The sequence below is a fragment of the Marinimicrobium sp. ARAG 43.8 genome (genome assembly GCF_050113635.1).
GTDB lineage: Bacteria > Pseudomonadota > Gammaproteobacteria > Pseudomonadales > Cellvibrionaceae > Marinimicrobium.
Window position 1 is genome coordinate 167,243 of the sequence record NZ_JBNJLT010000006.1, and the last position, 26,392, is coordinate 193,634.

The following is a 26,392-nucleotide window of genomic DNA, read 5'->3' on the forward strand; positions in this document are numbered from 1 at the left end:
TTTGGCATAACGGTCTTTATGGTTTGTTATTCTTCGAACGTCAATTCGATACGGTAAGCCGACGTGGTACCACTGACCTCATTGCCCACAATCAGCAGCGGCTCGCCGGTGGGAGAATCCTCTGCCGCGATAAACGTGGAGGCTTCAGGGCCGAGATCACCAGCCGCCTTCAGGTTGTCTTCCGGGTTATCTTCCCAGTTGTCACGCGAGTTGTAGTAGTCCACAAACCTAGCGTCGGTGGGGTCAGTGATGTCGTACACCATGATGCCGCCCATCCGCTCCAGATTGACGAAAGCGAACACTTTCTCACCGATCTGCCCGAGGGTAACGCCTTCCGGCTCAGGGCCTTTGGCATCGCTGCGGCTGTCAAACGCCTGCTCTTCATCATGACCGGAGTTAAAGTAATCCGCACAGGGAATCGTGCGTTCAGATCCCGCCATGCACGAATCGCTTGCCAGGAATTGCTCAAAACGATCACCGGAATCCCAGACCCGTTCACCCTCGGCATTAAAGATACTGAAGCTGCGTGCGCCGAAGCTGTAGAGGTTGTCATACATGAGCCAATCGCCGGCCGGATCTTCGACGCCCGCTTCGGTAAACATCACCGGATTGCCTTCATCGTCCTGGCGGTAACCTTTTGTCCAGGTCACGTTAAGGCGACCCAGCATCTCATCTTCACGGCAATCACCGGGATCACCCGCTGTGGCGCCACAATAGGCAAAGGTTTCCGGATTCAGCAAAGCGCCTTTGGCCATGGCGGCCAGATGTGCGGGCATATCATCGCCAACGCGACGTTCGAAACCGCTGGAGTGAACCAGGTGTTTTACGCGAATTTCTTCCACAAACCCCTGTGCGGTATCCCCATCCCAGTACGCCTGATTGTCTTCGCCCCAGGCACGTGCGTCGCCCTCGTTGGCGGTAACAATATAGGTCTGGCCGCCAACATCGTACGCGGCAATCGCATCGGGGTGATACATTCCGTAAAGACCGGCCCACTCGTTGCTAATGTTAATTTCGCCATCCTCATCACTGACATCGAGGCCGCGGCCAGCACCAAAGAAGTCATCATCGCCCCAGTGCTGCTTGTAACCCAAAGGAAGAATATCCGTGACGGTGGCAGACTCAATATCCACGCGCGCAAGCGCATTGTTTTCCTGCAATGAAACAAACGCTAATTGGCTGTCGGCTGACACCGCGATGTATTCCGGCTCCAGATCCTGGGCGACACTCGCGTTCGGACCAAAAATCCGAACGCCGTCCGCCAGCAGTTGTTCTTTGCGGTCGTTAAACGCGTGGAAATCCGCAGTGCGCACCTGAATATCATCCAGGTCGGAAATGCCCACTATACTGATGGAGCCTTCCGGGTCGACGCTGTAGTCGTCGCTGGGCTCACCTTCGTTGGCGGTCAGAATATATTGGCCATCCGGCGTAAAAGTCACCATATCCGGCAGAGCACCCACTTCCACGAAGCTAATACGCTCAAGGGTATCCGCCCGGTGAATGGCCACATAGCCGTTATCCGTTTTTACAGGAGCTTCTACCGCGACGGCGATTAAATCACCGTGCACAGCGACGCTGTTCACCACGGAATTCTCTTCAATTCCGGTCGCATCAATCGTATCGATTTTTTCGGGGGCGGCGGGGTCACTCATATCCAGCACATCCACGGCACCTGCCAGCGCGTTGACCACAAATGCACGCTGAGTGCCCGCGTGAAACGCGGTGACTTCGGCAGCAGACTCATCAAACTGTCCCGTGGCGTGGCGACCCATCAGTTTCAGGGTGAGCCCGGAGGGCGTCACAACCTGATCGTCATCCGTGTCATCGGGTTGCTCGGTATCGGGAGTGTTGTCATTCACATCGTTGTTATCATTGTCACTGGCACAGGCAATCAGGGTGGTCGCCAGCAACAGAGCCATGAATAATCTCAGGTAGCTCAACAACATGTATGGTTCCTCGTTGTTAAAGTGGTCAATCAGTGTTGGAAAGAACGAGCAGAGCTTAAAGACGCGGTGTGACAGTAATGTGTACAGAGCGTGTCGGCCGGGTACAGGAACCCGGACCAGAGAAGCGGAGTGAGAGCGGCAGGAAAGACAGAGGTAGGAAAGGGCCTGCTCGCAGGCCCTAGGGGCAACGGGGCTTGTTCGCCCCCGCTGTGGAAGACGCCGAGGTTGAAATCTCCGACATGGACAGCATCGACCAGGCCGTTTCCGCCATGGCGTCGGCCAGCGTGGTTATCATATCCTGATAAGACTGCACCAGAGCGGCGTAATGCGTCGGAGGATGATCGCCTGGGGCGTTGCTGTCGATCAGGCTGTGGCACTCAAGCCGCTGGCGCAACTCACCTGTCAGCCGCAGGGACCAGAGCGCTTCCAGTTGCGCACGATGCCCCGGCCAGGCGTCCAGACGTTGCACCGCCACACGAGCCCGCAAGCGGGGACGCTCCCCGTCGTGTTGCCCGTCGTTATCCTCGCGTGCCAGCTCCGCCAGACGGCGGCCCAACGCGGCCTGCACGGCGCGTTGCATTTCCTCCGGCAGCGCACCGGCCCAGCGCTCATCACGCAGCACCACTACGCCGGTCTCGCCCTGGCGCACCACCAGCGCTTCGCGATCCACCGCAGACGGCATTCGCACGGGCAGCACCTCTAACCGAACCGGCATGAACCGAACCAGAGCATCCCGAGAAGAGGTGGCAGCCGGTTCCACCAGGGTGTAGTAACGCACCGTGGGCGAAGATGAACAACCTGCCAGTAAAACAACCGCGCACACCCACATCATTGAGCGGCGTAAAAACAAAAAGCGTCGCCAGGTCACGGTGCATCCTCCCGGAGTTGGTCAGCGTTTCGGGGCGGCCGGAAGTCCCTCGGTGGTCGGTCTTCCGGCAGGCCCCGCAGCAGCGCTTCGGGGTTCTCTCCCAGCCGCTCGGTCACCGAGCGTAGAGAACGCGCGGCACGCTGTACTTCGCGCAGCGTTTGATCAAGATTGTGTTGCAACGGCGCATCCTCGCCCACCAGTTCCTCAGCCAGCCCGAACGTCCGGCGGGCCTGCTTCAAGGTGTCGAGCGTTTCGGGCAGTAAGTCTCGATTAACCGACTCCAGGGTTCGGTTCAGGTTAACCAGCGTCGCATTCAGGTTCTGGCCAATGGCATCCAGAGGCATCCGCTCTACCTTGGCGACGATACTCGCCACTTGGTCCTGAAGTTGCTCGAAGTCACCGCGCACGGTGGGCAAGGTCAAGGGTCGCGCATTGACATCAAAGCTCGCCGGGGCGGCGTTTTCCACAAATTCAAGCGAAATATACAGCTGCCCGGTCAACAGGTTGCCGGTGCGACCGCGCGCGCGCAGGCCCTGAGCCACCATGTCCCGGAGAAATTCTGCCATTTGTTGGCGATTGTCGTCGTCGGTCATTTGCGGCAATTGTTCGCGAACGCCTTCACCGAGACGGTCCGGATACACGACAACGCCCACCACGCTTGGGAAGCGTAAGGCCTCAGCATCGTAGTCCAGATCAATAGACACCACCCGGCCCAACTCGATACCGGAAAAGCGCACCGGCGCATCCGTGCCCAAACCGTGCAACGCCTGGTCAAAATACAGTCTCAAATACAGGGGCGGCCCATCTCGTGGGGCCATGGCGGTGCGCTGGTCTTCCTCCAGATCAAATTCGGTTTTTTCCGGGGCTGGCTCGGCCCCTTCCCAGCGGGGTGTGGCAAACGCAATGCCCCCAGCCACCACCGAGGCCATGGACTGGGTTTTTAGCTGCAACCCTTCCGCCCCGAATGACACGTCCACACCGCTGGCATTCCAAAACCGGGAGTTTGTCGTCACAAACTTATCGTAAGGATCATCGATAAACACCTGAATATTGACATCGCTGCCATCATCCGCCAGTTGGTAGGAGGCCACGCGCCCGACCTGTATACGCCGATAGAAAACCGGCGACCCAATATCCAGGGAACCGAGATCGCGTGCATGCAGAATAAAGGCCGTACCCGGAGTGCCGCCAATTACCGTGGGCGGATTCTCCATGCCGGTAAAGCGTCGGCTGGTTTCCTCCGACGCACCGGCATCGGCGGCGATATAGGCCCCGGAGAAAAGCGTATCAAAGCCGGAGACGCCCCCCGCGCCGATACGGGGTCGAACTACCCAGAAGCGGGAGTCTTCGCGGGTCAGACGCTCGGCGTCCCGGTCCAGCGTAATACGGACCACCACATGGGTCCCGTCCTCGCTGAGCGAAATGTCCTCTACAGCCCCCACCACCACATCCCGATAACGCACCTGTGTCTTGCCGGCTTCCAGTCCGGACGCGGTACGAAAGGTCACGGTAATCTCCGGACCGATGGATACCCAGGAGTGCAGCAGCATGGAGACGCCGATCACCGCCGCCACCAGCGGCACCAGCCAGACCAGCGAAATAGCCCAGCGCGGTCGACTCACCACCTGGGGAGAGCCGGGTTCCGGCGTTGTCACAGTCTTATCCGTCATCCTTCCTGTCATCCCATATCAAGCGGGGGTCGAAGCACATCGCGGACAACATGGTCAGCACTACCACCATACCAAAAAACAAAATGCCCAGCCGGGGCTCAACCGTGCTCAGACTCTGAAACTGCACCAGCGCCGAGACCACCGCCACTACCAGCACATCCAGCATAGACCAATAACCGACCAGCTCCACCAGGCGATACAAGCGCGCCCTCTCCAGTCGGGCCCAGCGAACCCGCCGCTGGCAGGTCAACAACAGAAGCCCCATAATCAAAAACTTGGTGCAGGGCACCACCACACTGGCCACGAATATAATCAAAGCCACACCGTAGGAGCCACCGTTCCAAAACTGCACGACGCCACTCATGATCGTGCTATCGTAACTTCGGCCCAGAAACCCGGTATGCATTACCGGCAATACATTGGCCGGAATATAGAAGATCATGGCCGCGATCAGAAACGCCCAGGCTCGCGGGATGGCATCCTTGCGGCGGCGATACAGCGACGCCCCACAGCGCGGGCATCGGGCACGAGGATCGCGGCGAGACACATCCTCACAAACCAGCCCACAGCCATGACAGCTCAACACACTCCATTCATGAGCGCGCGGCAAAGAGATCATACGGACCCCGCTTTGGGTGTTGTGGGACTCCCGGACGGTGCGGTCTCTTCTTCCGCTTCATCGTCTTCATAAATTTTGAGGGCCTCGGGCTCGGTCAGCGGCCACAGCCACTGCGTATCGCGATTGGCAATGATCGTAATCAACACCATCAACGCCGCCATCGCCCAGAGTCCGGGCTGCAACGTCACCTGAACCGTGCTGGAGAGCTTGATCAACGCGACGAGAATGCCCAACAGGCAAACTTCAATCATTCCCCAGGGCCGCAGCACCACCAGGGCTCGCATCGCCAGCGCAAACCCCGGAGCGCGGCGGGCGCCCCGGGCGTTCAATAATACCCAGGCCAGCAGCACTATTTGCGCGCCAGGCACCAGAATGATCGCCATCAGCGTAGGGGCCGCGATCAAGGCAATGGGTCCCTGAACCAACGCCATAGCCGCTTCCCACAGCGTGGCGTCATTGCTCGACCCCTGTAACCCCACCGAGACCAGCGGCGTCACATTCGCGATAATAAACGCCACCGCCGCCGCGAGCGTCAGCGCCAGCCAGCGGTCCACATCCAAACGCCCCGCCCGATACAGCACGGCGGCACAGCGCTCGCAATACGCCACCTGCCCCGCCGACAGGGTCTCGCGGTGGTATACGGTGTCGCAGTGCTCACAGACCACCAAGTCTGGAAATGTCTTCATGGCTGAGTTATTGGCTCCAGAGTGACTCTGCGAAAGGATTCAGGATCAACTGTGCTGTATTATCGGATAGACCCCCACCAGTGTCCATGGCACGAGACCCACGCCCCTCAAACTCTCCTGGCGCTCGCGGCGCTCGGACAGACCGTGAATTCAACGTCCTTCGTTTGACAAAATTCTGGAGCGCTTTTAGTATCGGACTGACATTCAAAAAGGACTTTCCACATCATGCTTTTCTATCGCCGCCCCGACACCCGCCTTCGTCCTTGTACTCGCCAGCGTACTCCGCAGAACATTGTGACACGCCTCACATTATGCTCCGCGTAATCTTCTTCACCGGTCTTCTACTTTCCGAAACAGGAGCTTATTCCATGGGTTTACTGAACGCTGGGAAAGTGTGTCTTTTTTCCGAAATTTCGGGCGTAATCACGTTAAACGGCGAGCCTGCCGCTGGAGCGGAATTAACACGAACGGCGAACCTCAACAAAGACAAGGTTGATTACACGACCACGGATGATAGTGGACACTTTAAAATGCCGGCGGTCTTCCAACGAACCGTCACTCAGTTCCTGCCGCAGGAGTTCGTCGCCAAACAGGAAATTTACGTTTCCTATCAAGGAACACAGTACAGGATGTGGTCGGGCGTCAAGCGGAAGCCCGAGGAAAATGTGGAGTCTCGGGGAGAACCTTTAGTGGTTCATTGCGAGCTCCGGCTGGAAGAAGAAAATTATAAACGCATCGATGGCTCCCCGATATTTAGTCTTTGCACGTGGAACGCCGAACCCGACCCACCCTTTGAGCAACCCATTTTTGACACTGGCGAGCAGTAGCTAATTAACACTTCATACACAAAGGAATGATCATATGAACACTTTACGCCTACAACCTTCCTTCGTCGCCAGACTGGCTTACGATGTTTATTCATTAACCGGTGCTTCCGATTTAGAATCGGCTTACAAACAACTTAACAATGATTACAAAGGGGTTTTCGACATTTCCGAAAACCAATTAATCAAGGGAAAAACAGGTGCTTTCAAGCCCATAAGATCCAGGACAGCGTTTGGCTTCACGATAACAGGAAAGAATCAACTCAAAAATCATGCATTCATATTACTGCGGGGCTCTCACTATCTCGCAGACTGGCTAACCAATCTCAATGCAACATGCTCTCGCTCTGCATTTAATCAACTGGTCCACGACGGTTTCAACCAGGCGTTCAAAAGCATGATGCCGCAAATTGCAAAGTTTATGGAAACCTCGGTCGCCTCGGAAGGTATTCATACCATCCACTGTGTCGGACACAGCCTTGGTGGAGCTCTCGCCTCTTTGTGCGCGGAGTGGATAAAAGCGAACTATGGTCGACGATCATTGACCTACACGTTCGGCAGCCCCCGCGTCGGGCTTGAAGGATTTGCCAGCAACAGCACCCGCGAACTGGGCGGGGATTCCATGTTTCGCGCCTACCATAAAACGGACGTTGTACCCTATTTACCCGTATGGCCCTACGTGCACACCCCGAGCAATGATGCTTGCTATTACCTGCCCTCTCCGGGCGTTCTGCCCGGTGCCAAATATCACTCCATGAGCGAATATATGACTTCCGTCCGGGATAAATCCTGGCTGGCACTGTCGGCTTATCGTCCAGAGAATAAAAGTGATTTCAGTATAGCGGCATGGCTGAAAGAAGAAGGATGGATCTGCAGCACCGGATGAATAACATCGCTCGCCGAGCTCTCGATCAAGCGCTGGTCAATGGCAAGGCCGTTTAATGGAGAACGGCAAAAAAGAGGCAGGTTGAACACCAGAAACGAAAAAACCCTTGAACATCGACAGGACATTCAAGGGCTTAGACATCGGTATTTGGTCGGAACGGCAGGATTTGAACCTGCGACCCCTACACCCCCAGTGTAGTGCGCTACCAAACTGCGCTACGCTCCGATTGTGGCTGTGAGCGGCGTTCTCAGAGGGTTGGCCGTCACAGGGATGGGCATGATACCGCAATTTTGGGGTTTTGCAAGTGCCTGATTTAGCGGGTTTTCAGCACTTCCAGAACCTCTTCCAGCTCGGCGATCATCTGGTTGACGAGCTGGCCAAACTGGCTCGCATCGTGCTGCGCGGTTTCGCCTTCCATCTGTTGGCGGGCGCCACCAATGGTAAAGCCCTGATCGTACAGCAGCGCGCGAATCTGGCGGATAGTGAGCACGTCCTGGCGCTGGTAATAGCGGCGATTACCGCGGCGCTTGACAGGCTTGAGCTGGGGAAACTCCTGCTCCCAATAGCGCAACACATGCGGCTTGACGGCGCACAGGTCGCTGACCTCTCCGATCGTGAAGTAACGCTTGCCGGGGATGACCGGCAGCTCGTCGTTATGGCTTGGTTCCAGCATAGGCTTCTACTTTGGCCTTGAGTTTTTGTCCCGGTCTGAACGTTACGACCCGTCGGGCGCTGATGGGGATTTCTTCCCCGGTTTTCGGGTTGCGCCCCGGGCGCTGGCTTTTGTCTCTCAGGTCAAAGTTGCCGAAGCCGGACAGTTTTACCTGTTCGTTACTCTCCAGCGAGCGCCGGATTTCCTCAAAAAACAGTTCGACAAGCTCTTTGGCCTCACGTTTGTTGAGGCCAAGCTCGGTGTGCAGTTTTTCGGCCAGATCGGCTTTGGTCAGTGCCCCGCCCGACATAGTTCCTATCCCTATCTGAGGGTGGCAGAAAACTCCTCCTCAAGGCGCTTCACCACACGCTCAATGGAGGCGTTGATCTCTTCCTCGTTAAGAGTGCGCGATGGATCCTGAAAGGTCAAGCCCAAGGCGACACTTTTTCGTTGCGTATCAATACCTTTGCCCATATAGACGTCAAAAACCTTTAAGTCTTGAAGCTGCTCTCCCGCCGTGTTTTTAACGCAATCCAGCAGGCTCTGCGCCGTCACTCCCCGATCCACCAGCAGCGCCAGATCCCGACGCACAGAGGGAAAGCGCGACAAGGGTTGGAAGACCGGTTTACGGGCCGATTGCAGCCCTGCCAGAGACACCTCGAACACGAAAACATCACCGGGGATATCCACCTCCCGTTGCACCTGCGGGTGCAAGGTGCCCAGCACGCCAATGACCTCACCATCGCGCAAGATCTCGGCGCATTGCCCCGGGTGCAGCGCCGGATGGGCACCGGCCTGCATACGGAAACTGTCGGGCTCACCGGTCAGGGACAACAAAGCTTCGAGGTCGCCTTTCAGATCGTAGAAATCCACCTTGTCCTTGCGGTTAGCCCAGGCTTCGGCGTCGCGGGCACCGTAGATCAAACCGGCCAGCATGGGCTGCTGGCTCAAGGCCCCGGCTTCACCGGGCACAAAGCGCTGACCGCTTTCAAAGAGGCGCACGCGCTCTTGCTGGCGATTCAGGTTGCGTTGCAAGGTGCTGACCAAACCGGGCAACAGCGTGGGCCGCATCACGCTCATATCGGCGCTGATGGGGTTGCGTAGCGCCACCGGCTCCACTTCCGGTGCAAACAGTTTGCTCAGCCTGGGCTCAATGAAGCTGTAGGTGATGGCTTCCTGGTAGTCACGGGCCACCAGTTCACGGCGTATCCGTTCGATGGACAAGTGCGCTTCCGTTCGGGCGGGAATCGGCAAGGCCGCCGCCAGGCTGCGGCTCGGCAGGTTGTTGTAGCCATGAATTCGGGCCAGCTCTTCCAACAGATCCGCTTCAATTTCCAGGTCGAAACGGTAGCTGGGAATCGCGAAAGTCCAGCTGTCCTCGGAGCGATCACTCAGCGTCAGCCCGAGGCCGAGCAAAATGGCTTCCACTTCGCTGTCCGGCAACGCCAGACCCAGGCCGCTGGCCACGCGCTCGCGACGAAGCGTGACGGTGCGTCCAGCCGGGAGATGCTGTTCATTCGTCGCTTTGACCAGAGGCCCGGGTTCACCGCCGACAATCGCCAGCAGCAGCCCGGTCGCGCGCTCTATGGCCTGCTCCTGTAGTTCGTAGTCCACACCCCGCTCGAACCGGTGAGAGGAGTCGGTGTGCAAGCCGTAACTCCGAGCCTTACCGGCAATAAAGACCGGGTTGAAGTAGGCGCTTTCCAGGAAAATGTCGCGCGTGTCGGGACCCACGGCGCTGTCACGCCCCCCCATTACACCGGCCATGGCCAGGGGCTTTTCCTGGTCGGCAATCAATAGTGTGCCGTCGTTCAGGGTGACTTCCTGATCATCCAGCAGCACGAGTTTTTCATCCGCGTTTGCCATACGCACGTCGATACCGCCTTTCAGGCAACCGAGATCGAAAGCGTGCATGGGCTGGCCAAGTTCAAGCAATACGTAATTGGTCACATCCACCACGGCATCAATACTGCGCAAACCAGCACGGCGCAGTTTTTCCTGCAACCACAGCGGGCTTGGCTTGCCGATATCGATATTGCGCACGACACGGCCGATATAGCGGCTACATCCTTCGGGCGCACTCAAGGTGACCGGGAATGTGTCATCGACCTGCGCCGGGACCGGCACGATCTGCGGCTCGGTGACGGCAATGCGGTTGAGCACACCCACTTCCCGGGCAATGCCTTTAAGGCTCAGGCAGTCGCTGCGATTCGGCGTCAGGTCCACCTCGATGATGCGATCATTCAGGCTCAGGTATTCGCGAAGGTCCGTGCCGGTCGGGGCGTCAACCGGCAACTCCCACAAGCCATCATCATCCTCACCGGCTTCCAGCTCGGTTTGCGCGCAAAGCATGCCGAACGATTCCACACCGCGCAGCTTGGCCTTCTTGATTTTGAAGTCACCGGGCAGTTTGGCGCCCACCGTCGCAAACGGGACTTTGATACCCTCGCGGGCGTTGGGCGCACCGCACACCACTTGCTTGAGTTCATCACCGTCGCCGGCCACTTTGCAGACCCGCAGTTTGTCGGCGTCCGGGTGAGGCTCCACCGCCACGATTTCACCGACCACCACGCCGCTGAAGTCTCCCGCCACTGGGTCAATAGCGTCTACTTCCAAACCCGCCATGGTAATTTGTGCGGCCAGTTCATCAGTGGAAAGGGCCGGGTCTACCCACTCCCGCAACCAGGATTCACTTACTTTCATAATCGGACTCTTAAAACTGTTTCAGGAAACGCAGGTCGTTTTCGAAGAACAGACGCAAGTCGTTCACGCCGTAACGCAGCATGGCCATCCGCTCGACTCCCAGGCCAAAGGCGAAGCCACTATAGACTTCCGGGTCGACGCCGGATGCTTTGAGAACGTTCGGGTGAACCATGCCGCAACCGAGAATCTCGATCCAGCCGGACTGCTTGCACACACGGCAGCCTTTGCCGCCGCAGTGAGTACAGCCAATATCCACTTCGGCTGACGGTTCTGTAAAGGGGAAGTACGATGGGCGGAAACGAACCGGCACATCGGCCTCAAAGAACGCTTTCAGAAACTCGTCCATGGTGCCCTTGAGGTCGGCAAAGCTGATGCCTTTATCCACCACCAGCCCTTCAATCTGGTGAAACATTGGCGTGTGGGTCAGGTCGGAATCACACCGGTACACGCGGCCCGGACAAATGATGCGAATGGGAGGCTGGCGGTTTTCCATGGTGCGCACCTGCACCGGAGAGGTGTGCGTACGCAGTACGTGGCTGTCGTCCACGTAGAACGTATCGTGCATCGCCCGCGCGGGATGATGCGACGGAATATTCAGCGCTTCAAAGTTGTGGTAGTCGTCTTCGATTTCCGGACCTTCTTCCACGGTATAACCCACCGCGGAAAAGATGGCTTCAATACGCTCCAGGGTGCGAGTCACCGGGTGCAAGCCACCACTCTGGCTGTTGCGCCCAGGCAGCGTGACATCCAATGTTTCAGCGGCGAGCTGGGCGTCAATGGCGGCTTTTTCCAAGGCGGCCTTGCGTGCATTGAGGGCTTCCTGAACCTGGTTTTTGGCTTCATTGATTTTGGCACCCGCGGCAGGGCGTTCCTCGGCAGACAGTTGCCCCAGGGTTTTCATCTGGGCGCTGATACTGCCTTTCTTGCCCAGGTATTCCACCCGAACCTTATCCAGGCTGGCCAAATCGTCGGCGTCTTGCACCTGCTTGAGCGCCGCGTCGGTCAGCGCATTGAGATTTTCCATCAGTCGAAACCCATTTGTTCACTTGAGGGCATTTCACCCAAAACGAATACATCTGTAACCGAGAGAAGCCGCTCCTGCGCATCCATGCGCCCGCGGCATACCGTTCATCCTGAACATAAAAAAGGGAAGGACTGCATCAGCCCTCCCCTTTTGATCGTGCTCACTCGGACACCCCTAAGGGTTGTCTGACGTTGTTGCCGATTAAGCAGCCAGAGCTGATTTAGCCTGTGCAACAACGGCCGCAAACGCGGCTTTGTCGTGAACGGCCAGGTCGGCCAGAACGCGACGGTCCAGAGCGATATTGGCTTTTTTCAAGCCGGCGATCAACTGGCTGTAGGTCACCCCTTCAGCGCGGGACTGAGCGTTAATACGCGAAATCCACAGCTGGCGGAAGTTACGCTTTTTATTGCGACGGTCGCGATAAGCGTACTGACCGGCCTTGATGACCGCCTGCTTGGCTACGCGGAATACCCGTGAACGGGCACCGTAGTAACCTTTTGCAGCCTTTAGAACTTTTTTGTGACGACGGCGTGCTTCCACACCACGTTTTACTCGAGCCATTATTTACTCCTCAGAAAATTTCCAGTGACACAACGATCAGTTGGCACGCAGCATGCGTTTTACCGCCGGTACATCAGCCGCGTTCAGCGTGCTGGTACCGCGCAGCTGACGCTTGCGCTTGGTGGTCATTTTGGTGAGGATGTGGCTTTTGAAAGCGTGCTTGTGCTTAAAACCAGCCGCAGTTTTCTTGAAGCGCTTGGCGGCGCCACTGTGTACTTTAGCTTTTGTTGCCATGGGAATAACTCCGCATTCTAGGTTAGTAAAACAGTAACTCAGGCAGCTAAAAAGCCCAGCTACTTCTTCTTTTTCGGGGCGATCACCATGGTGAGCTGCCGGCCTTCCATCTTCGGCTTTTGCTCTACGGTGCCCAGCTCAATCAGGTCCTCTTCAACGCGCTGCATCATTTCCATGCCGAGTTCCTGGTGAGCCATTTCCCGGCCGCGGAACCGTAAGGTCACCTTGGCCTTGTCCCCGTTTTCAAGGAAACGCACGAGGTTGCGTAGTTTGACCTCGTAGTCCCCTTCCTCCGTCCCTGGACGGAATTTCATTTCTTTAATCTGCTGCTGCTTCTGTTTCTTCTTGGCAGCGGCCTTGGTCTTCTTCAGTTCAAACAGGTGTTTGCCGTAGTCCATTACCTTACAGACGACGGGGTCACTATCGGGCGATATTTCCACCAGATCCAGTTCTGCGGATTGGGCCGCTTCGAGGGCGTCGGCCAATGGTACAACACCAATTTGGTCGCCATTGGGGCCAATCAGGCGCACCTCACTGGCTTCGATTTGATCATTAATCCGAGCTTTTTTGGACTTGCCTTTAGGCGCTGGTCGTTTGATAGCTGTTATCTCCTGTTCGTTGAAAACGTGAGTCTGTATCCACAATGCTACCGGGGTTCGACTCGTCCGCGCCGGGCTACATCCGAGGCCAGGCGAGCGGCGAAATCATCCAGACTCATTACCCCCAGGTCTTTGCCATCGCGTGTCCGAACGGCAACATGACCGGATTCCATCTCCTTGTCGCCTATGACCAGGAGATAGGGAATGCGCTGAAGGGTGTGCTCGCGGATTTTAAAGCCGATCTTCTCGTTTCTCAAGTCCGAAATTGCCCTAAATCCTTTATCTCGCAGGGTTTTCTCTACTTTTTGGGCATATTCGGCCTGATTATCCGTGATATTCATCACAACGGCTTGCTCCGGAGCCAGCCAGGCGGGGAAAATGCCCTCGTAATGCTCGATCAAAATCCCGATAAAACGCTCAAATGAGCCCAAAATGGCCCGATGCAGCATCACCGGCACTTTGCGGGAGCCATCTTCCGCCACATATTGAGCATCCAAACGACCCGGCATCGAGAAATCCACCTGGATCGTGCCCAACTGCCAGACCCGGCCAATACAGTCTTTCAGGGAGAATTCGATCTTGGGCCCGTAGAAAGCGCCTTCGCCCGGAAGTTCCTCCCAATCGAGGTTTTTGGCGTTTAACGCCTCCGCCAACGCCTTTTCGGCCTTATCCCAGCTCTCTTCACTGCCCACGCGCTGTTCCGGGCGGGTAGAAAGACGATAAATGATCTCGCCGAAGCCGAAGTCCTGGTAGACCTCGTGCAGGAAGTCGATAAAGTCCGCCACTTCCGGCTGAATGGCATCCTCGGTGCAGAAGATATGGGCATCATCCTGCGTAAAGCCCCGCACCCGCATGATGCCGTGCAGTGAGCCGGAGGGCTCATTGCGGTGACAGGAGCCGAATTCCGCCAGCCGCAGCGGCAGATCCCGGTAACTTTTCAGGCCCTGATTGAATACCTGCACATGGCACGGGCAATTCATGGGCTTGACGGCAAAATCCCGCTCTTCAGATTTGAGGGTAAACATCCCGTCGCCGAACTTGTCCGCGTGGCCGGACTTCTGCCACAGCGTCATATCCACCACTTGCGGCGTGCGGATCTCCTGGTAGCCATGGCGGTTCTGCATCCCGCGCATGTAGTCTTCCAGGGTTTTGTAGATGGTCCAGCCCTTGGGGTGCCAGAACACCATACCCGGGGCTTCTTCCTGGGTGTGGAAAAGGTTGTGCTTTTTGCCCAGCTTGCGATGATCCCGCTTTTCGGCTTCTTCCAGACGCTGGATATAGCCTTTCAGCGCTTTCTTGTCGTTCCAGGCAGTACCGTAGATGCGCTGAAGCTGCTTGTTGCTGGAGTCACCCCGCCAGTAGGCACCGGAGACCCGCATCAGCTTGAAGTAGCGCATGACGCGGGTATTGGGCACGTGCGGGCCACGACACATGTCGATGTATTCTTCGTGGTGGTAGAGACCCACGGCTTTCTCGCCGGCTTTGATCAGGTCGTCGACCAGCTCTACCTTGAAGTCTTCACCCCGTCTGGCAAACACTTCACGGGCGCGCTCGATGGGTGTCATCTCCTTGATCACGTCGTAGTCTTTCTTGATCAGTTCCTGTACCCGCTGCTCAATGGCTTCTATGTCTTCCGGCGTGAGCGGGCGGGGGAAATCGATATCGTAATAGAAACCGTCTTCGATCACCGGACCAATGGCCATTTTGGCCTCGGGAAACAGCTGCTTCACCGCATGTCCCACCAGGTGGGCGAATGAGTGGCGAATGACTTCCAACCCTTCCGGGTCGCGACCGGTGATCAGGGTAATCTCAGCGTCTTCTTCAATCAGTTCGCAGGCGTCGACCAGTTTGCCATTGATGCGACCGCACACGGTTGCTTTGGCCAAGCCGGGACCAATATCCTCGGCCACTTGCATAAGCGTGACCGGCTGGGCGAATTCGCGTTGGGAACCATCGGGAAGTGTAATAACAGGCATGGTGTATCCTTGTATCAGTGGTGACCCCTACCAAAGGCCACGTGAGTGGAACTCCGCCGCCCTACGGGGCCGAAAGGCCCGGACGACAGCATTGCATCGGGAAAACCGGCGATTATAAAGAGGTATGCACGGCCATGGCAAATTACTGGTTGTTTAAATCCGAACCGGATGAATACGGCATTGAAGACCTGAAAAACGAGCCGCAAGGTATCGGGCGCTGGAACGGCATCCGCAATTATCAGGCCCGGAATTTCCTGCGCGACTCAGTGCGTGAAGGCGATCAGGTGCTGGTGTATCACAGCCAGTGCAAGGTGCCAGGCGTGGCGGGAACCGCCAACGTGGTCAAAGCCGCCTACCCTGACCCGGCACAGTTCGACGCGCAAAGCGCTTACTATGACCCCAAGGCCACGCCCGACAATCCCCGCTGGTTTTGTGTGGATATCCAATTTGCTTCGGTGTTTGATCAGGTAGTGCCACTGAAGACCCTCAAACAACAACCATCACTGAGCGAAATGGTGTTGCTAAAGCAGGGGCGGTTGTCGATTCAGCCGGTCACCGCCCTTGAGTGGCGCCACATTATAGGCATGGCGTCCTGACCAGACGCGCCGACACTATTCTTCCGCCGTGTAATAAACCCCGGGAAGCCAGCTCTTCTTGATGATCAGGGTACGACTCAGGTCATCCGCCATTTGCTCGGTGTATTGCACTGTATGGGTACCAATGCGAACCGATACCTCAGGCCCCAACAACGCCTCGGGCAACCGCTTATCATTCACCCAGACGCCATTGGTGCTGTGCAGATCTCGGATGCGAAACCCCTCGGCGGTGGCCTCGACCACGGCGTGATGGCCGCTCACCGTTGGATCATCCATTACCAGATGATTGTCCGGGCTGCGGCCAATGGTGAGCGCCTCGTTGGTCAACTCGTAATAGCCCACGCTGGAGCCGTTCAATTGATGGTGGAGATACGGCATAGAGCCCCCTTCCTCTTCTGCCGGTTACTGCTAAAGGTTAGCACAGAGTCTGCACTCACTGTGTGACCCCCTTCTCCCGCCGTCCTGCATTATTGCAACACGGACATCATTGTAGGCTAATAGTTAGCATGCTAACATTATGTTCAATACCTATTTTTTGAACAGCCAGAAGACTCGACAGCGAGGCCTCTTTTGAACACTCAATTTGCTCCCTCCCAATTCTTCGACGCCCTGACCACGGTAAGCCGCAAGATGCGCACCCTGTTCAACCAGCGCGTCACCGCGCAAGGCCTCACGTACCCTAGAGCCAGGGCGCTATTTCGCCTCGCCCGCCATCAGCCAATGACACAACGCCAACTGGCCTGTGAGCTGGAGCTTCAGCAGGCCACACTGGTGCGGTTGCTGGACCGAATGGAGGAGCACAATCTGATCGAACGTCGTGCCGCCGCGGGTGACCGACGCATCAAACACATTGTTCTGACCCCGCATGGCGAGCAGCAGGCGGAGCAGGTGCATCGCATTGCGGAGCACATGCGCCTCGAAGTGTTTCAGGACATCGATCCCGACCGGTTGGCCGAGACATTCTCTCTGCTTGAGCAAATCCAGCAACGGATTGCCAAACTGGAGGATACGGATGGCCACGAGCGGTGAGCGCCGCCTATATTCTCGCCGGCATTTTGCTGGCGTTGACGCAAGGGCTGGGGATGAGTTTTATCTCCGGGAACATCCGGGAGATTGCCGGCCCGATGGGGTTGACCCAACAGGAAGCCACCTGGCTGATCGCCGCTTATGTTTTCCCAAACGCCAGCCTGACTCTGCTGCTGTTCAAGGTGCGGGCTCAATATGGCTTGAGGCGTTTCGCGGAGATCACCATTGTGGTTTATGTGCTGGTTTGTCTTGCTCACCTGTGGGTGGACGGCTACCAGAGCGCTCTGATCATGCGATTTTTTGCCGGCGTTGCCGCTGCGCCGATGACCTCTCTCGGGTTTCTTTATATTCTCGAATCGATTCCACCAGAAAAGAAACTGAACGTCGGTTTATGCATCGCGCTGACCGCCATGGCATTGGGCCTGCCCCTGTCCGGGCTGATATCTCCAGCGCTGTTGGAGTCCGGCAATCCTCAGGTGTTGTATTTGATGGAACTGGGGCTGGCAATGATCGCGCTCGGCCTGGTTTATGCCTTTCCGTTGACGTCGCCGCCACGGCGCAAAGTGATCAGTAAACTGGATGTGCTCAGTTTTCTGTTTCTGGCAATGGCACTGGGCACTTTTGCCTCGGTACTGACCGTGGGGCGCGGTTATTGGTGGACCACCACCAACTGGCTCGGCATCTGGCTGATCGCGGGCATCGCGGCGGCGATTATTTTTGCCGTTATCGAATTGCACCGGGAAGAGCCACTGGTCGACGTTCGCTGGATTACGTCCCGGGAAATTCTGCATTTTATCGGCGCACTCATGGTGTTTCGCATTGTGCTGTCCGAGCAGTCTGGCGGGGCCATCAATTTTATGCGTAACGCCGGGCTGCTGAACGAGCAAATCGGTGGGCTGTATCTCGTGATGATCATTGCCACGATAGTCTCCGGCGCACTGTGTGCGGTGATCATGAAACCTGGGCGAGAACCCGCGTTGCACGCGGTGGCTTTATTAATGATTGCGGTCGGCAGTTACATGGACAGCCAGTCCACCATCCTGACCCGCCCGGAACAAATGTATGTCAGCCAGGCGTTAATCAGTTTTGCTGGTGGCTTGTTTCTGCCGCCAGCGCTGGCCATCGGATTAAATTCCGCGCTCAAGCGTGGCCCCAACTACATACTGTCATTCATCGTGGTCTTTCTGACCACGCAAAAAGTGGGAGGCTACCTGGGCAGCGCGTTGTACAGCACATTTGTCCAGTGGCGGGAACAGTTGCATTCAGCGCGCCTGGCCACCCAATTAAACACGACCTCGCCCTTGGTCAGTCAACGTATTGAAGCACTCGGTTATTCGTATCAGGGCGTTGTACAACCCGGTAGTGAGCAATCGACCCTCGGGGCCAATCTGCTGGCGCAGCAGGTGCAACAGCAGGCTTATGTGCTGGCGTACAACGATTCCTTTTTGCTCACCGGCGCGCTTTGCGTATTGGCTCTGATCTGGTTAAGCCTGCACGTACTGTGGCGACATCGACACCAGTGGCTGCCGCATCGGCTGCAAGCGGCGCACGGGTAAATTTTCTGCCAATACGGAGAGCCTTTGTTTTATGAGGAGCACTATTGTTTTATGACTCAAGTACTACGTTCCATTGCCACTTACATTACATTGCTGATCGGTGCCCTCGGGGTCGCTATCGTTTTATACGCCTGGGATCTGCCACCGTTCAATGGGTCGGAACAAACAACGGACGATGCCTATGTGCGAGGTCAGGTCATTCTGATTAGCCCACAGTTATCGGGCTATTTGGTGGACGTGCCGGTACAGGATTATCAACACGTTCGCGAGGGAGACTTAATTGCCAAAGTCGACGACCGAACCTACCGTCAAAAGCTGGCACAGGCCAAAGCGCAACTGGCCAAGGCGGAAGCGGCGCTGGCCAATTCGGAACAAAGCCGACAGTCCGCCCAGGCTCGTATCGAGTCCGCCCTGGCCGCCGTAGACAGCGCCAAAGCCAGGCGTGACGAAACAAAAACACAGTACCAGCGCGTGCATGCATTGCGTGACACGAATATGGCCAGTCAAAGCGAAGAGGAAAAAGCCAAAGCCAACTCCGATCAAGCCCAGGCGGCGCTTCGACAAGCCGAAGCGGCGGTGCAGGTAGCGCGGCAGGAACTGAATACCATTGTCGTCAGCCGCCGCTCGCTCGAAGCTTCTGTAGACAGTGCGCAGGCCGACGTTGAGCTGGCGAAAATCGATTGGCAGAACACCCGAATCACAGCGCCACAGGATGGAACATTGGGCGAGGTCTCTGCACAGATTGGTCAATACGTATCTGCCGGATCACGCCTTGCCTCTATCATTCCCCGACAAACCTGGGTCGTGGCAAACTTCAAGGAAACTCAGTTGCGTGGAATGGTAGACGGGCAAGCGGTCAATTTCACGGTGGACGCGCTGGGTGATCACCGCTTTGCAGGACACATTGAAAGCTTTGCCCCGGCGACCGGTTCAGAGTTCTCTGTCATAAAAGCCGATAACGCCACCGGGAACTTTACCAAAGTGGCTCAACGCCTGGCGGTGCGCATTGCCATTGATCCCGATCAGCCAATGGCCGAACAATTAGTGCCGGGCCTGTCCGTGGTGGTGCACGCGGATACCAATGCGCTTAAAGGGACACGACCGAATGGCACTCGCTCGACGGCAGGCCTCCTTCGTTAATCTCGGGGGCAGATAAGACGAGGCGCTCCAGCGCGGAGCGCGGTCCCAAATTGCGCAATCATTACTGCCATTAATAACCAGAGAGGCACCTGCCAGCTACCGAAGCCATCGTGCAGCGCTCCGAACAACACCGGCCCGACCGCCGCCATCAGGTATCCCACGGATTGGCACATGCCGGATAAACTCGCAGCGGTGGGTGCATCGGCGCCGCGTATTCCGATCAATGTCAGCGCCACACTAATCATGCTGCCCTGCCCCAGCCCCATGCAGATAGCCCATACATAAGGCCATTCCGTGGTCGCCAATACGAAGCCTGCCACACCCACCACGGCGGGCACATGCAACAGCGCCATTGCCAGAGCCTTGTTGCGCATCCGAGTGTAAATCAACGGAGCGAGAAACGTGGCGGGAATACCGAACAGGTTATAGAGCGTCAACAACGTGCCGGACTTTGCCTCACTCATTCCCGCGTCGGCAAATACCTTCGCCAGCCAGGCGATGCAGGTATAAAACACCATCGACTGGCAGCCGAAAAATACACTCAGCCACCAGGCCTCCGTATTGCGCCATAAAGAAACCGAACGGCGGTCCGGCACATCGGCCCGGTGCCGAAAACGCAACATGGGCAACCAGAGCAAAAAAGCGGCCGCCGCGAACAGCGCCCACAACCCGACCGGGTATTGCCAATTCCCTTTCATGGCGTCCCGCAACGGCACGGCGCTGAAGGCCGCCAGTGCGCCGACAGATGACATCGTCAAGGTATACACGCCCGTCATCAACGCAATGCGTGAGGGAAAACTGCGTCGAACCAGCGAGGGTGTCAGTACATTCATGAGCGCGATGGCAGCGCCCAGTATTACCGTGCCCAGCAGCATCACCGTGTAGTGGTCCACCGCCCGGAGTCCCTGCCCCACCGCCACCAAAGCGAGCGCACCCCAAAGCGTTAATTCCAATCCGTGACGACCGGCAATGCGCGGTGCCATAACAGAGAGCAACCCAAAACACAGAATCGGCACGGTGGTCAGCAGTCCCATTTGCACACTGGACAAGCTCAGGTCACGTCCAATGCTTTCAACCAGCGGCCCCACCACAACGAGACTGCCTCGCATGTTCGCGGCCAGCAATAACAGCGCAAGCACAAATCCCACTAACGGCAACCACGGGCGGGAAAAAAGAAACTTCACGATAACCTTCTCCAGGGGCTCCAGGCTCCAGGCGGGATGATTGACGGTAAACGCATAAAGGCCCCGAAGGGGCCTTTATCAACGTAATACTGCTATCAAAATATCACTACCGTCCTGCAATCGGCGCTATCTCAAGCCGGGACGATACCGATCTACTCTTTTTCCCGAAACACCAGCGCTGCCGTTACCGGCACGGCTGTTGCAATCGCATTCAATCCAGCCACTTCACGCAGCTTTTCAATACCGGTATCCAAACCGTGATCAGCCGCGTTCAGCATAATCGGCGTTTCCGTCACGGCCAGGAACGAGCCTTCTTCCAGAACACTGATTCTTAAGGTAGCGGGGTAGGATTTTGATGTGCCGTTCAGATCAACCGTTAGTGCCACTTCTTCCAGCAACAACTCTCCCGGTGCCAATGTCTCCAGCAACTCGGGATCAATATCGGCAGTAATCGTGGCCGTGGGCATTTTGGCTACGTTGAACAACATGTCCCGCATGCGCTCATTGCGGATGGGGATAGCGCTCTCGACGCTGGCCAACTCAATCTCGACCGTTGCTTTTCCCGATGCGTCAATGCCACCGGACAGCTCTTCAAAGTAATGAGCCTCGGCAATCGCATCGTTTTTGACAGAGACAAAGTGCAGGCTGGATTGCCCATCATCCAGTGTCCAGTCCGCCAGTGCGGGCGCTGCCGCAAGTCCTGCCAATGAGGCCGCGAGCATGGATTTGCAGAGCCATTGTTTAATCATACGAATACTCCTGAGCGTGTGGATGCCACTGTGAACAACACTCATAATACCCGTGTTTTCCGACCAGTAACAGGGACCGGGCTTTCCCCTCCCAGTATCTCTTTATTCCAGCACCGCGTCAGCCCAGCCCACGACCACGGGCAGAGGGTCCTGACGGGTTTGCCGCGCGACCAGCTCTACCATATCAACGCCCTGCACATCCACGTCCAGTGTGATCGGCTTATCGCTCACGCCCAGCGGTTTTGTAGCCGCCAGCTCGCGGCCATCACCGTACACCACGAAGGTGACCTCGCCGTCTTTCCCCAGGCTGCTCTCATCCACACCCACAATGGCGCTGAAGCGCGTGAACTCGTCCTGCGCGTTGATTTCCAGCCGTGAATTGGCCAGCGCACCAATCCCGTGACGATACCGTTGCCCGTTCAGCGTAATGGCATCGCCATACGGGGAAACATTGGCTCTCGGTCCGCCGAAACCGGGATAACTCTGTCGGTAACCGCTGCCCTTCCGCGCTGATTCGTGTTTCTCGGCGTGTTTCTGAGCGAGTGTACGGTGGGCTACCGGGTCCAACGACACCGCTTGCAGCCCATCGACGGCCACATTAATGCGGCCCGGCATTTCCGATAAGTAACGCCCCTTTTCCAGAGCCCGTTCGCCGGTCGCTTTAAAGGTCAATGAATCGTGAGGCGGTAATGTAAAGGTTTTTTTACCGACGAACTGGCCAGCCGACTTCTCCTGCCACAAATCCCGAAGCTGGACTGGCTTGTTTTCCTTCATACCCAGATCGGACGCCAACAAGGTGACCTCAACGGCGGCGTCGCTGCGATTAAACAACACCACGGCTTTTTCTCTCGGATGGCTCAGGCTTTTAACGATAACCTGACTGCGCTCATTATCCTGCATCAGCACGCCCTGATGGCCTCCGGCGTCCTGATTAATCGCAATTACCTCTTCCGCGCCCCAGATATCCAACAGAGAGGACGGCGCCTCTCTCAGATCAAAACCAATCATCAACGGCGCCGCCAACACGGCCCAGAGTGAAAAGTGCGTTTTCGCTTCAACCAGGTGATTCTCATCAAAATCCCCATGGCCGATATACAACATATCCGGATCGTTCCAGGTTCCCGGCCCGGCAAACAATGCGCGCGTCACCGCGCTGTCGAACACATGCAGCATGCTGTCCCAACTGGAGCGAATATCTTCGCTGGTACGCCACAGGTTTCCATAATTTTTACCCCAGGCGCGAACGTTCGCGGTTCCCCAGGTACAAATGGACAGCACGTAATCGTTGTCCTCGTTGACCGTCGCCAGCGTTTTCGACAAGTCACCGTAGAGTTTCTGAACGCCTGCAACGTCGGTATTCGGCAGATCCCCTCGTATAATCAGCGGCTCAAGTGGCTGGTAGTCATTTTCGGCGATAAACGGCTTGTCAGAACCATAGTCTGCAATCCCGCAGGCATCGACCTTGACGTAATCGAACCCCCACTCCTCGAAAAACAACGCAATATCCTGCGGCAAATGATTCCATAAACCCACCTCTCGCTCCGCCGTACTCCCTTCTGGCAAATTGGGGCTGTGCAGATCCCATACCTGGGAGCAGGCATTGCGCCCTACGTCGGTGTAAATGCCCGCCTTGAGCCCCATGGCATGCATTCGATCCACAAAGGGCCGAAAGCTGGTGTTCTGGTTCTCGCCCCGATCGGCACTGGGGAACAGCGCTGTGCGAATCACGATACGGCCATCGCTCTGGCGCCGCTTCAGCCACCAGCCATCATCGATATTGATGTACCGATAGCCTTTCCGGGCCAGCCCGGAATCCACGATGGTTTTCGCCGCGCCAACCACCTTGCTTTCATCCACATCGGTTCTGAACGCATTCCACGAATTCCAGCCCATCGGCGGAGTCGGCGCATTGCCTTTGGAGAACGCCGACCATTGGCCGGTAGGTTGCAGCGGGTCAGCATGGGGAGTGGGCGCTTCAGCAGCATGAATGTTCGCCGCCAACAGCAACGTGGACAGGATAATTGATGGCCATCTCAGTTTCATAAAGCGCCCAACATAGGTTTCATAAAGTTTCCTTTATCATAATAAAAGATCGAAAACAAAACAATAAAATGACAGGAAAACGTTTAAAATTCGCAAAAAACGACAAAACGAAACTAGGCACGCAGAATCAGGAGCGTTTTCGGCTTATATTTGGCGCGTAATGCGTTAATGAAAAAACCAATCGGAAAGAGCGGGAAGGTCAGTCTAAACAGGAGAGGTTTAAGAGGGAGCGGCGGTTTTTAAAGTGGCCTCAGCGGCCGACAGGTGCGGCCCTCCGTTAGAGGACCGCCTCATTCATCAATATTCAGCGTTGTGGTAAACATGCTGAACGTCATCCAGATAGTTCAGCAGATCAACCATTTTTTCGAATTGTTCCACATCCTCGCCTTCAATCGCGGTGGTCACCTGAGGAATAAACTGAACATCCTCGACATCAAATTCGATGCCTTCAAAAGCTTCTTTCAGGGCGTTGCGTGTTTTGGCGTATTCGGTCTGCGGAGCAAATACCGTAATCACGTCATCTTCGGCTTCGATATCGGTCACATCCACGTCGGCGTCAGCCAGGGCTTCCAGCACCGCGTCTTCATCCGGTCCGGAGAATCTGAAAATCGCACTGTGGTCGAACAAATGACTGACCGCGCCGGAGGCGCCCAGCTTGGCTTTGACTTTGTTAAAACAGGTGCGCACATCGCCGTAGGTCCGGTTGGGGTTGTCGGTCAGGCAGTCGACAATGATCATGGTATTGCCCGGCCCGAAGCCTTCATAACGCGCTACCGCAAAATCCTCGCCGCCCCCACCGGCGGCCTTGGCAATCGCCTTCTCAATCACGTGAGCGGGCACCTGCTCTTTCTTTGCACGCTCCAGCAGGGACGCCAGTGCCAGGTTGCCGGTGGGCTCGGTGCCGCCGGATTTGGCGCACATGTAAATCTCGCGGCTGTAACGGCTGTAAATTTTGGATTTCATGTCCGACGTTTTGGACATGGATTCTTTGCGGTTCTGGTAGGCTCTGCCCATGGGTGAATACCGGGTTCGTTAATTATTGATGCTGGCCGTCAACTGACGGCCTACTCCCACTCAATGGTGGCCGGTGGCTTACTGGAAACATCGTAAGTCACCCGTGACACACCGGAAATTTCATTGATGATGCGATTGGAGACTGTCTCCAACAGTTCGTAAGGCAGGTGCGCCCAACGCGCGGTCATGAAATCGATGGTTTCAACAGCGCGCAGTGCGATCACCCATTCGTAGCGCCGGGCATCGCCCACCACGCCCACGGATTTGACCGGCAGGAACACGGCGAAGGCCTGGCTGGTTTTGTGATACCAGTCGGCGTTGTGCAATTCCTCGATAAAAATGGCGTCAGCTTCGCGCAGGATGTCGGCGTATTCTTTTTTAACTTCGCCAAGAATACGCACTCCCAAACCCGGCCCCGGGAATGGGTGGCGATAAACCATATCGTAGGGCAGCCCCAGTTCAAGCCCGATTTTACGCACTTCGTCTTTGAACAGTTCGCGCAACGGTTCGACCAGCTGCATTTTCATGGTTTCCGGCAGACCGCCCACGTTATGGTGGGACTTGATGACATGCGCCTTCCCGGTTTTGGAAGCGGCGGATTCGATCACGTCCGGGTAGATAGTGCCCTGGGCCAGCCAGTTAACGTCCTTGAGCTTGGTCGCCTCTTCATCGAATACGTCGATAAAGGTGTTGCCAATCACTTTGCGCTTGGCTTCGGGATCTTCGATGCCGTGGAGCTTGCCGAGAAACAAATCCTCAGCATCAGCGCGAATCACTTTGACGCCCATATTCTGGGCGAACATTTCCATCACCTGATCGCCTTCGTTCTTGCGCAACAAACCGTTGTCGACGAATACGCAGGTCAGTTGATCACCGATGGCTTTGTGCAACAAGGCGGCCACTACGGATGAGTCCACACCACCGGAGAGGCCCAGCAGCACTTTATCGCTGCCGACCTGTTCGCGCACTTTTTCGATGGCGTCATCCACGATTTTGGCCGGTGTCCACAGCGCGTCGCAGCCACACAGGCCGAACACGAAGTGTTCCAGAATCCGCTTGCCTTGCAGGGTGTGGGTCACTTCGGGATGGAACTGCACACCGTAGAACCCTTTGTCTTCGCAGGCCATACCCGCGATGGGGCAACTCGGGGTGGAGGCCATGACGTCGAACCCTGGGGGCATGGAGATGACTTTGTCACCGTGGCTCATCCAGACGTCCAGCAATGCCTCGCCGTTGTGATCAACGTGGTCTTTGATGTCGTGCAGCAGTTGGGTTTGGCCGTGTACTTTAACCTGGGCGTAACCAAATTCCTGGACTTTGGAGCCCTGCACGGAGCCGCCGAGTTGTTGGGCCATGGTCTGCATGCCGTAGCAGATGCCGAGCACGGGAACGCCGAGTTCGAACACGCTCTGGGGCGCGCGCGGGCTGCCTTCGGCGTGGACGGATTCGGGACCGCCGGCGAGGATGATGCCGTTGGGGTTGTAGTCCCGGATTTCGTCGTCGCTCATGTCGAAGGCGCGGATTTCGGAGAAGACGCCGATTTCGCGTACTCTTCGGGCGATCAGTTGGGTGTATTGGGAGCCGAAGTCGAGGATGAGGATGCGTTGGGCGTGGATGTCTTGGGTCATGGGGGCTCTTGGTGTCGGGTGTCAGCTTGTCGGGTCAGGGTTGGAGCTTTGTAGCCGACCCGGGGCGGGACAGACCGCTTGAAGACGCGCCGTGAACCCTTCCCTGGGGGGTTTCATGTCGGCATTCATGCCTCCAAGAGTCTTCAAGCGGTCTGCCCCGCCCCGGGCCTTCCTTTTGTGAGGCTCCAGGCAAAACCCGCCCGAGCCT

Annotated in this window: 25 protein-coding genes and 1 tRNA gene; 6 read left to right on the plus strand and 20 right to left on the minus strand. The window is 56.7% G+C overall.

What is annotated here, in order from left to right:
• Positions 1-26: 26 nt before the first annotated feature.
• From ACQCLF_RS12885 to ACQCLF_RS12905, 5 genes are all read right to left on the minus strand, one after another.
• Positions 27-1,946 (minus strand): choice-of-anchor I family protein, encoded by a 1,920-nt coding sequence (locus ACQCLF_RS12885; protein ID WP_426987902.1) that lies wholly within the window; start codon positions 1,944-1,946, stop codon positions 27-29.
• Between the two features lie 178 nt (positions 1,947-2,124).
• Entirely contained in the window at positions 2,125-2,814 is a 690-nt protein-coding gene (locus ACQCLF_RS12890) for a PqiC family protein (RefSeq protein ID WP_426987904.1), read from the minus strand.
• The gene (locus tag ACQCLF_RS12895) at positions 2,811-4,484 is read right to left on the minus strand and encodes an intermembrane transport protein PqiB (RefSeq protein WP_426987906.1); all 1,674 of its coding nucleotides are present in this window, start codon (positions 4,482-4,484) and stop codon (positions 2,811-2,813) included. The genes ACQCLF_RS12890 and ACQCLF_RS12895 overlap by 4 nt, the downstream gene beginning before the upstream one ends.
• On the minus strand, positions 4,474-5,103 hold the full coding sequence (locus ACQCLF_RS12900; RefSeq protein ID WP_426987908.1) for a paraquat-inducible protein A: 630 nt from the start codon (positions 5,101-5,103) through the stop codon (positions 4,474-4,476). Before ACQCLF_RS12900 ends, ACQCLF_RS12895 begins: the two co-directional genes overlap by 11 nt.
• Complete coding sequence (locus ACQCLF_RS12905) at positions 5,100-5,789, minus strand: paraquat-inducible protein A (RefSeq protein ID WP_426987910.1); 690 nt, start codon at positions 5,787-5,789, stop codon at positions 5,100-5,102. The genes ACQCLF_RS12900 and ACQCLF_RS12905 overlap by 4 nt, the downstream gene beginning before the upstream one ends.
• Before the next feature lie 368 nt (positions 5,790-6,157).
• Here ACQCLF_RS12905 and ACQCLF_RS12910 point away from each other — a divergent pair, with 368 nt between their 5' ends.
• Both ACQCLF_RS12910 and ACQCLF_RS12915 read left to right on the plus strand, forming a co-directional pair.
• On the plus strand, positions 6,158-6,616 hold the full coding sequence (locus ACQCLF_RS12910; protein WP_426987912.1) for a DUF6795 domain-containing protein: 459 nt from the start codon (positions 6,158-6,160) through the stop codon (positions 6,614-6,616).
• A 34-nt stretch (positions 6,617-6,650) separates the two neighbouring features.
• Positions 6,651-7,499, plus strand: coding sequence for a lipase family protein (locus tag ACQCLF_RS12915; RefSeq protein ID WP_426987913.1), 849 nt, complete (start codon positions 6,651-6,653; stop codon positions 7,497-7,499).
• Positions 7,500-7,647: 148 nt separating this feature from the next.
• Here the strand turns inward: ACQCLF_RS12915 and ACQCLF_RS12920 are convergent.
• The 9 genes from ACQCLF_RS12920 to thrS all read right to left on the minus strand — a co-directional run bounded on the left by ACQCLF_RS12920 (position 7,648) and on the right by thrS (position 15,248).
• Positions 7,648-7,724 (minus strand) — tRNA-Pro (locus ACQCLF_RS12920).
• Between the two features lie 88 nt (positions 7,725-7,812).
• Entirely contained in the window at positions 7,813-8,172 is a 360-nt protein-coding gene (locus tag ACQCLF_RS12925) for a MerR family transcriptional regulator (RefSeq protein ID WP_426987915.1), read from the minus strand.
• Positions 8,153-8,461 carry an integration host factor subunit alpha gene (ihfA, locus tag ACQCLF_RS12930; RefSeq protein WP_027329102.1) on the minus strand — a complete coding sequence of 103 codons (309 nt, stop codon included), beginning with the start codon at positions 8,459-8,461 and terminating at the stop codon, positions 8,153-8,155. The genes ACQCLF_RS12925 and ihfA overlap by 20 nt, the downstream gene beginning before the upstream one ends.
• An 11-nt stretch (positions 8,462-8,472) precedes the next feature.
• Positions 8,473-10,854, minus strand: a complete 2,382-nt coding sequence (pheT, locus tag ACQCLF_RS12935) for a phenylalanine--tRNA ligase subunit beta (RefSeq protein ID WP_426987917.1) — start codon at positions 10,852-10,854, stop codon at positions 8,473-8,475.
• A 10-nt stretch (positions 10,855-10,864) separates the two neighbouring features.
• A complete protein-coding gene (gene pheS / locus ACQCLF_RS12940) occupies positions 10,865-11,878 on the minus strand; it encodes a phenylalanine--tRNA ligase subunit alpha (protein ID WP_426987919.1) in 1,014 nt (337 codons plus the stop codon).
• Between the two features lie 201 nt (positions 11,879-12,079).
• A complete protein-coding gene (rplT, locus tag ACQCLF_RS12945) occupies positions 12,080-12,439 on the minus strand; it encodes a 50S ribosomal protein L20 (RefSeq protein WP_426987921.1) in 360 nt (119 codons plus the stop codon).
• Positions 12,440-12,475: 36 nt separating this feature from the next.
• The gene (gene rpmI / locus ACQCLF_RS12950; RefSeq protein WP_426987923.1) at positions 12,476-12,673 is read right to left on the minus strand and encodes a 50S ribosomal protein L35; all 198 of its coding nucleotides are present in this window, start codon (positions 12,671-12,673) and stop codon (positions 12,476-12,478) included.
• Positions 12,674-12,732: 59 nt separating this feature from the next.
• On the minus strand, positions 12,733-13,317 hold the full coding sequence (gene infC / locus ACQCLF_RS12955; RefSeq protein WP_426987925.1) for a translation initiation factor IF-3: 585 nt from the start codon (positions 13,315-13,317) through the stop codon (positions 12,733-12,735).
• 2 nt (positions 13,318-13,319) lie between these two features.
• A complete protein-coding gene (thrS, locus tag ACQCLF_RS12960) occupies positions 13,320-15,248 on the minus strand; it encodes a threonine--tRNA ligase (protein WP_426987927.1) in 1,929 nt (642 codons plus the stop codon).
• 134 nt (positions 15,249-15,382) lie between these two features.
• On the opposite strand from thrS, the gene ACQCLF_RS12965 reads away from it, so the two are divergent.
• Positions 15,383-15,844: an EVE domain-containing protein gene (locus tag ACQCLF_RS12965; RefSeq protein WP_426987929.1), complete on the plus strand. Its 462-nt coding sequence runs from the start codon at positions 15,383-15,385 to the stop codon at positions 15,842-15,844.
• A gap of 15 nt (positions 15,845-15,859) precedes the next feature.
• On the opposite strand, the gene ACQCLF_RS12970 is transcribed toward ACQCLF_RS12965, so the two are convergent.
• Positions 15,860-16,222, minus strand: coding sequence for an FHA domain-containing protein (locus ACQCLF_RS12970; RefSeq protein ID WP_426987931.1), 363 nt, complete (start codon positions 16,220-16,222; stop codon positions 15,860-15,862).
• A gap of 192 nt (positions 16,223-16,414) precedes the next feature.
• On the opposite strand from ACQCLF_RS12970, the gene ACQCLF_RS12975 reads away from it, so the two are divergent.
• Genes ACQCLF_RS12975 through ACQCLF_RS12985 form a run of 3 tightly spaced genes read left to right on the plus strand, consistent with a single transcriptional unit; the run spans position 16,415 to position 19,566 of the window.
• Complete coding sequence (locus tag ACQCLF_RS12975; protein ID WP_426987933.1) at positions 16,415-16,873, plus strand: MarR family winged helix-turn-helix transcriptional regulator; 459 nt, start codon at positions 16,415-16,417, stop codon at positions 16,871-16,873.
• Positions 16,870-18,426, plus strand: a complete 1,557-nt coding sequence (locus tag ACQCLF_RS12980; RefSeq protein ID WP_426987935.1) for an MFS transporter — start codon at positions 16,870-16,872, stop codon at positions 18,424-18,426. Before ACQCLF_RS12975 ends, ACQCLF_RS12980 begins: the two co-directional genes overlap by 4 nt.
• A gap of 51 nt (positions 18,427-18,477) precedes the next feature.
• Entirely contained in the window at positions 18,478-19,566 is a 1,089-nt protein-coding gene (locus ACQCLF_RS12985; RefSeq protein WP_426987937.1) for an HlyD family secretion protein, read from the plus strand.
• Here the strand turns inward: ACQCLF_RS12985 and ACQCLF_RS12990 are convergent.
• From ACQCLF_RS12990 to guaA, 5 genes are all read right to left on the minus strand, one after another.
• Complete coding sequence (locus ACQCLF_RS12990) at positions 19,563-20,750, minus strand: CynX/NimT family MFS transporter (protein WP_426987939.1); 1,188 nt, start codon at positions 20,748-20,750, stop codon at positions 19,563-19,565. The genes ACQCLF_RS12985 and ACQCLF_RS12990 overlap by 4 nt on opposite strands.
• 152 nt (positions 20,751-20,902) lie before the next feature.
• Positions 20,903-21,499, minus strand: a complete 597-nt coding sequence (locus ACQCLF_RS12995; protein ID WP_426987941.1) for a YceI family protein — start codon at positions 21,497-21,499, stop codon at positions 20,903-20,905.
• Between the two features lie 102 nt (positions 21,500-21,601).
• A complete protein-coding gene (locus ACQCLF_RS13000; RefSeq protein WP_426987943.1) occupies positions 21,602-23,542 on the minus strand; it encodes an NPCBM/NEW2 domain-containing protein in 1,941 nt (646 codons plus the stop codon).
• A 297-nt stretch (positions 23,543-23,839) separates the two neighbouring features.
• Positions 23,840-24,556 (minus strand): YebC/PmpR family DNA-binding transcriptional regulator, encoded by a 717-nt coding sequence (locus ACQCLF_RS13005; RefSeq protein WP_426987945.1) that lies wholly within the window; start codon positions 24,554-24,556, stop codon positions 23,840-23,842.
• Positions 24,557-24,606: 50 nt separating this feature from the next.
• Positions 24,607-26,184: a glutamine-hydrolyzing GMP synthase gene (guaA, locus tag ACQCLF_RS13010; RefSeq protein ID WP_426987947.1), complete on the minus strand. Its 1,578-nt coding sequence runs from the start codon at positions 26,182-26,184 to the stop codon at positions 24,607-24,609.
• Positions 26,185-26,392 lie beyond the last annotated feature (208 nt).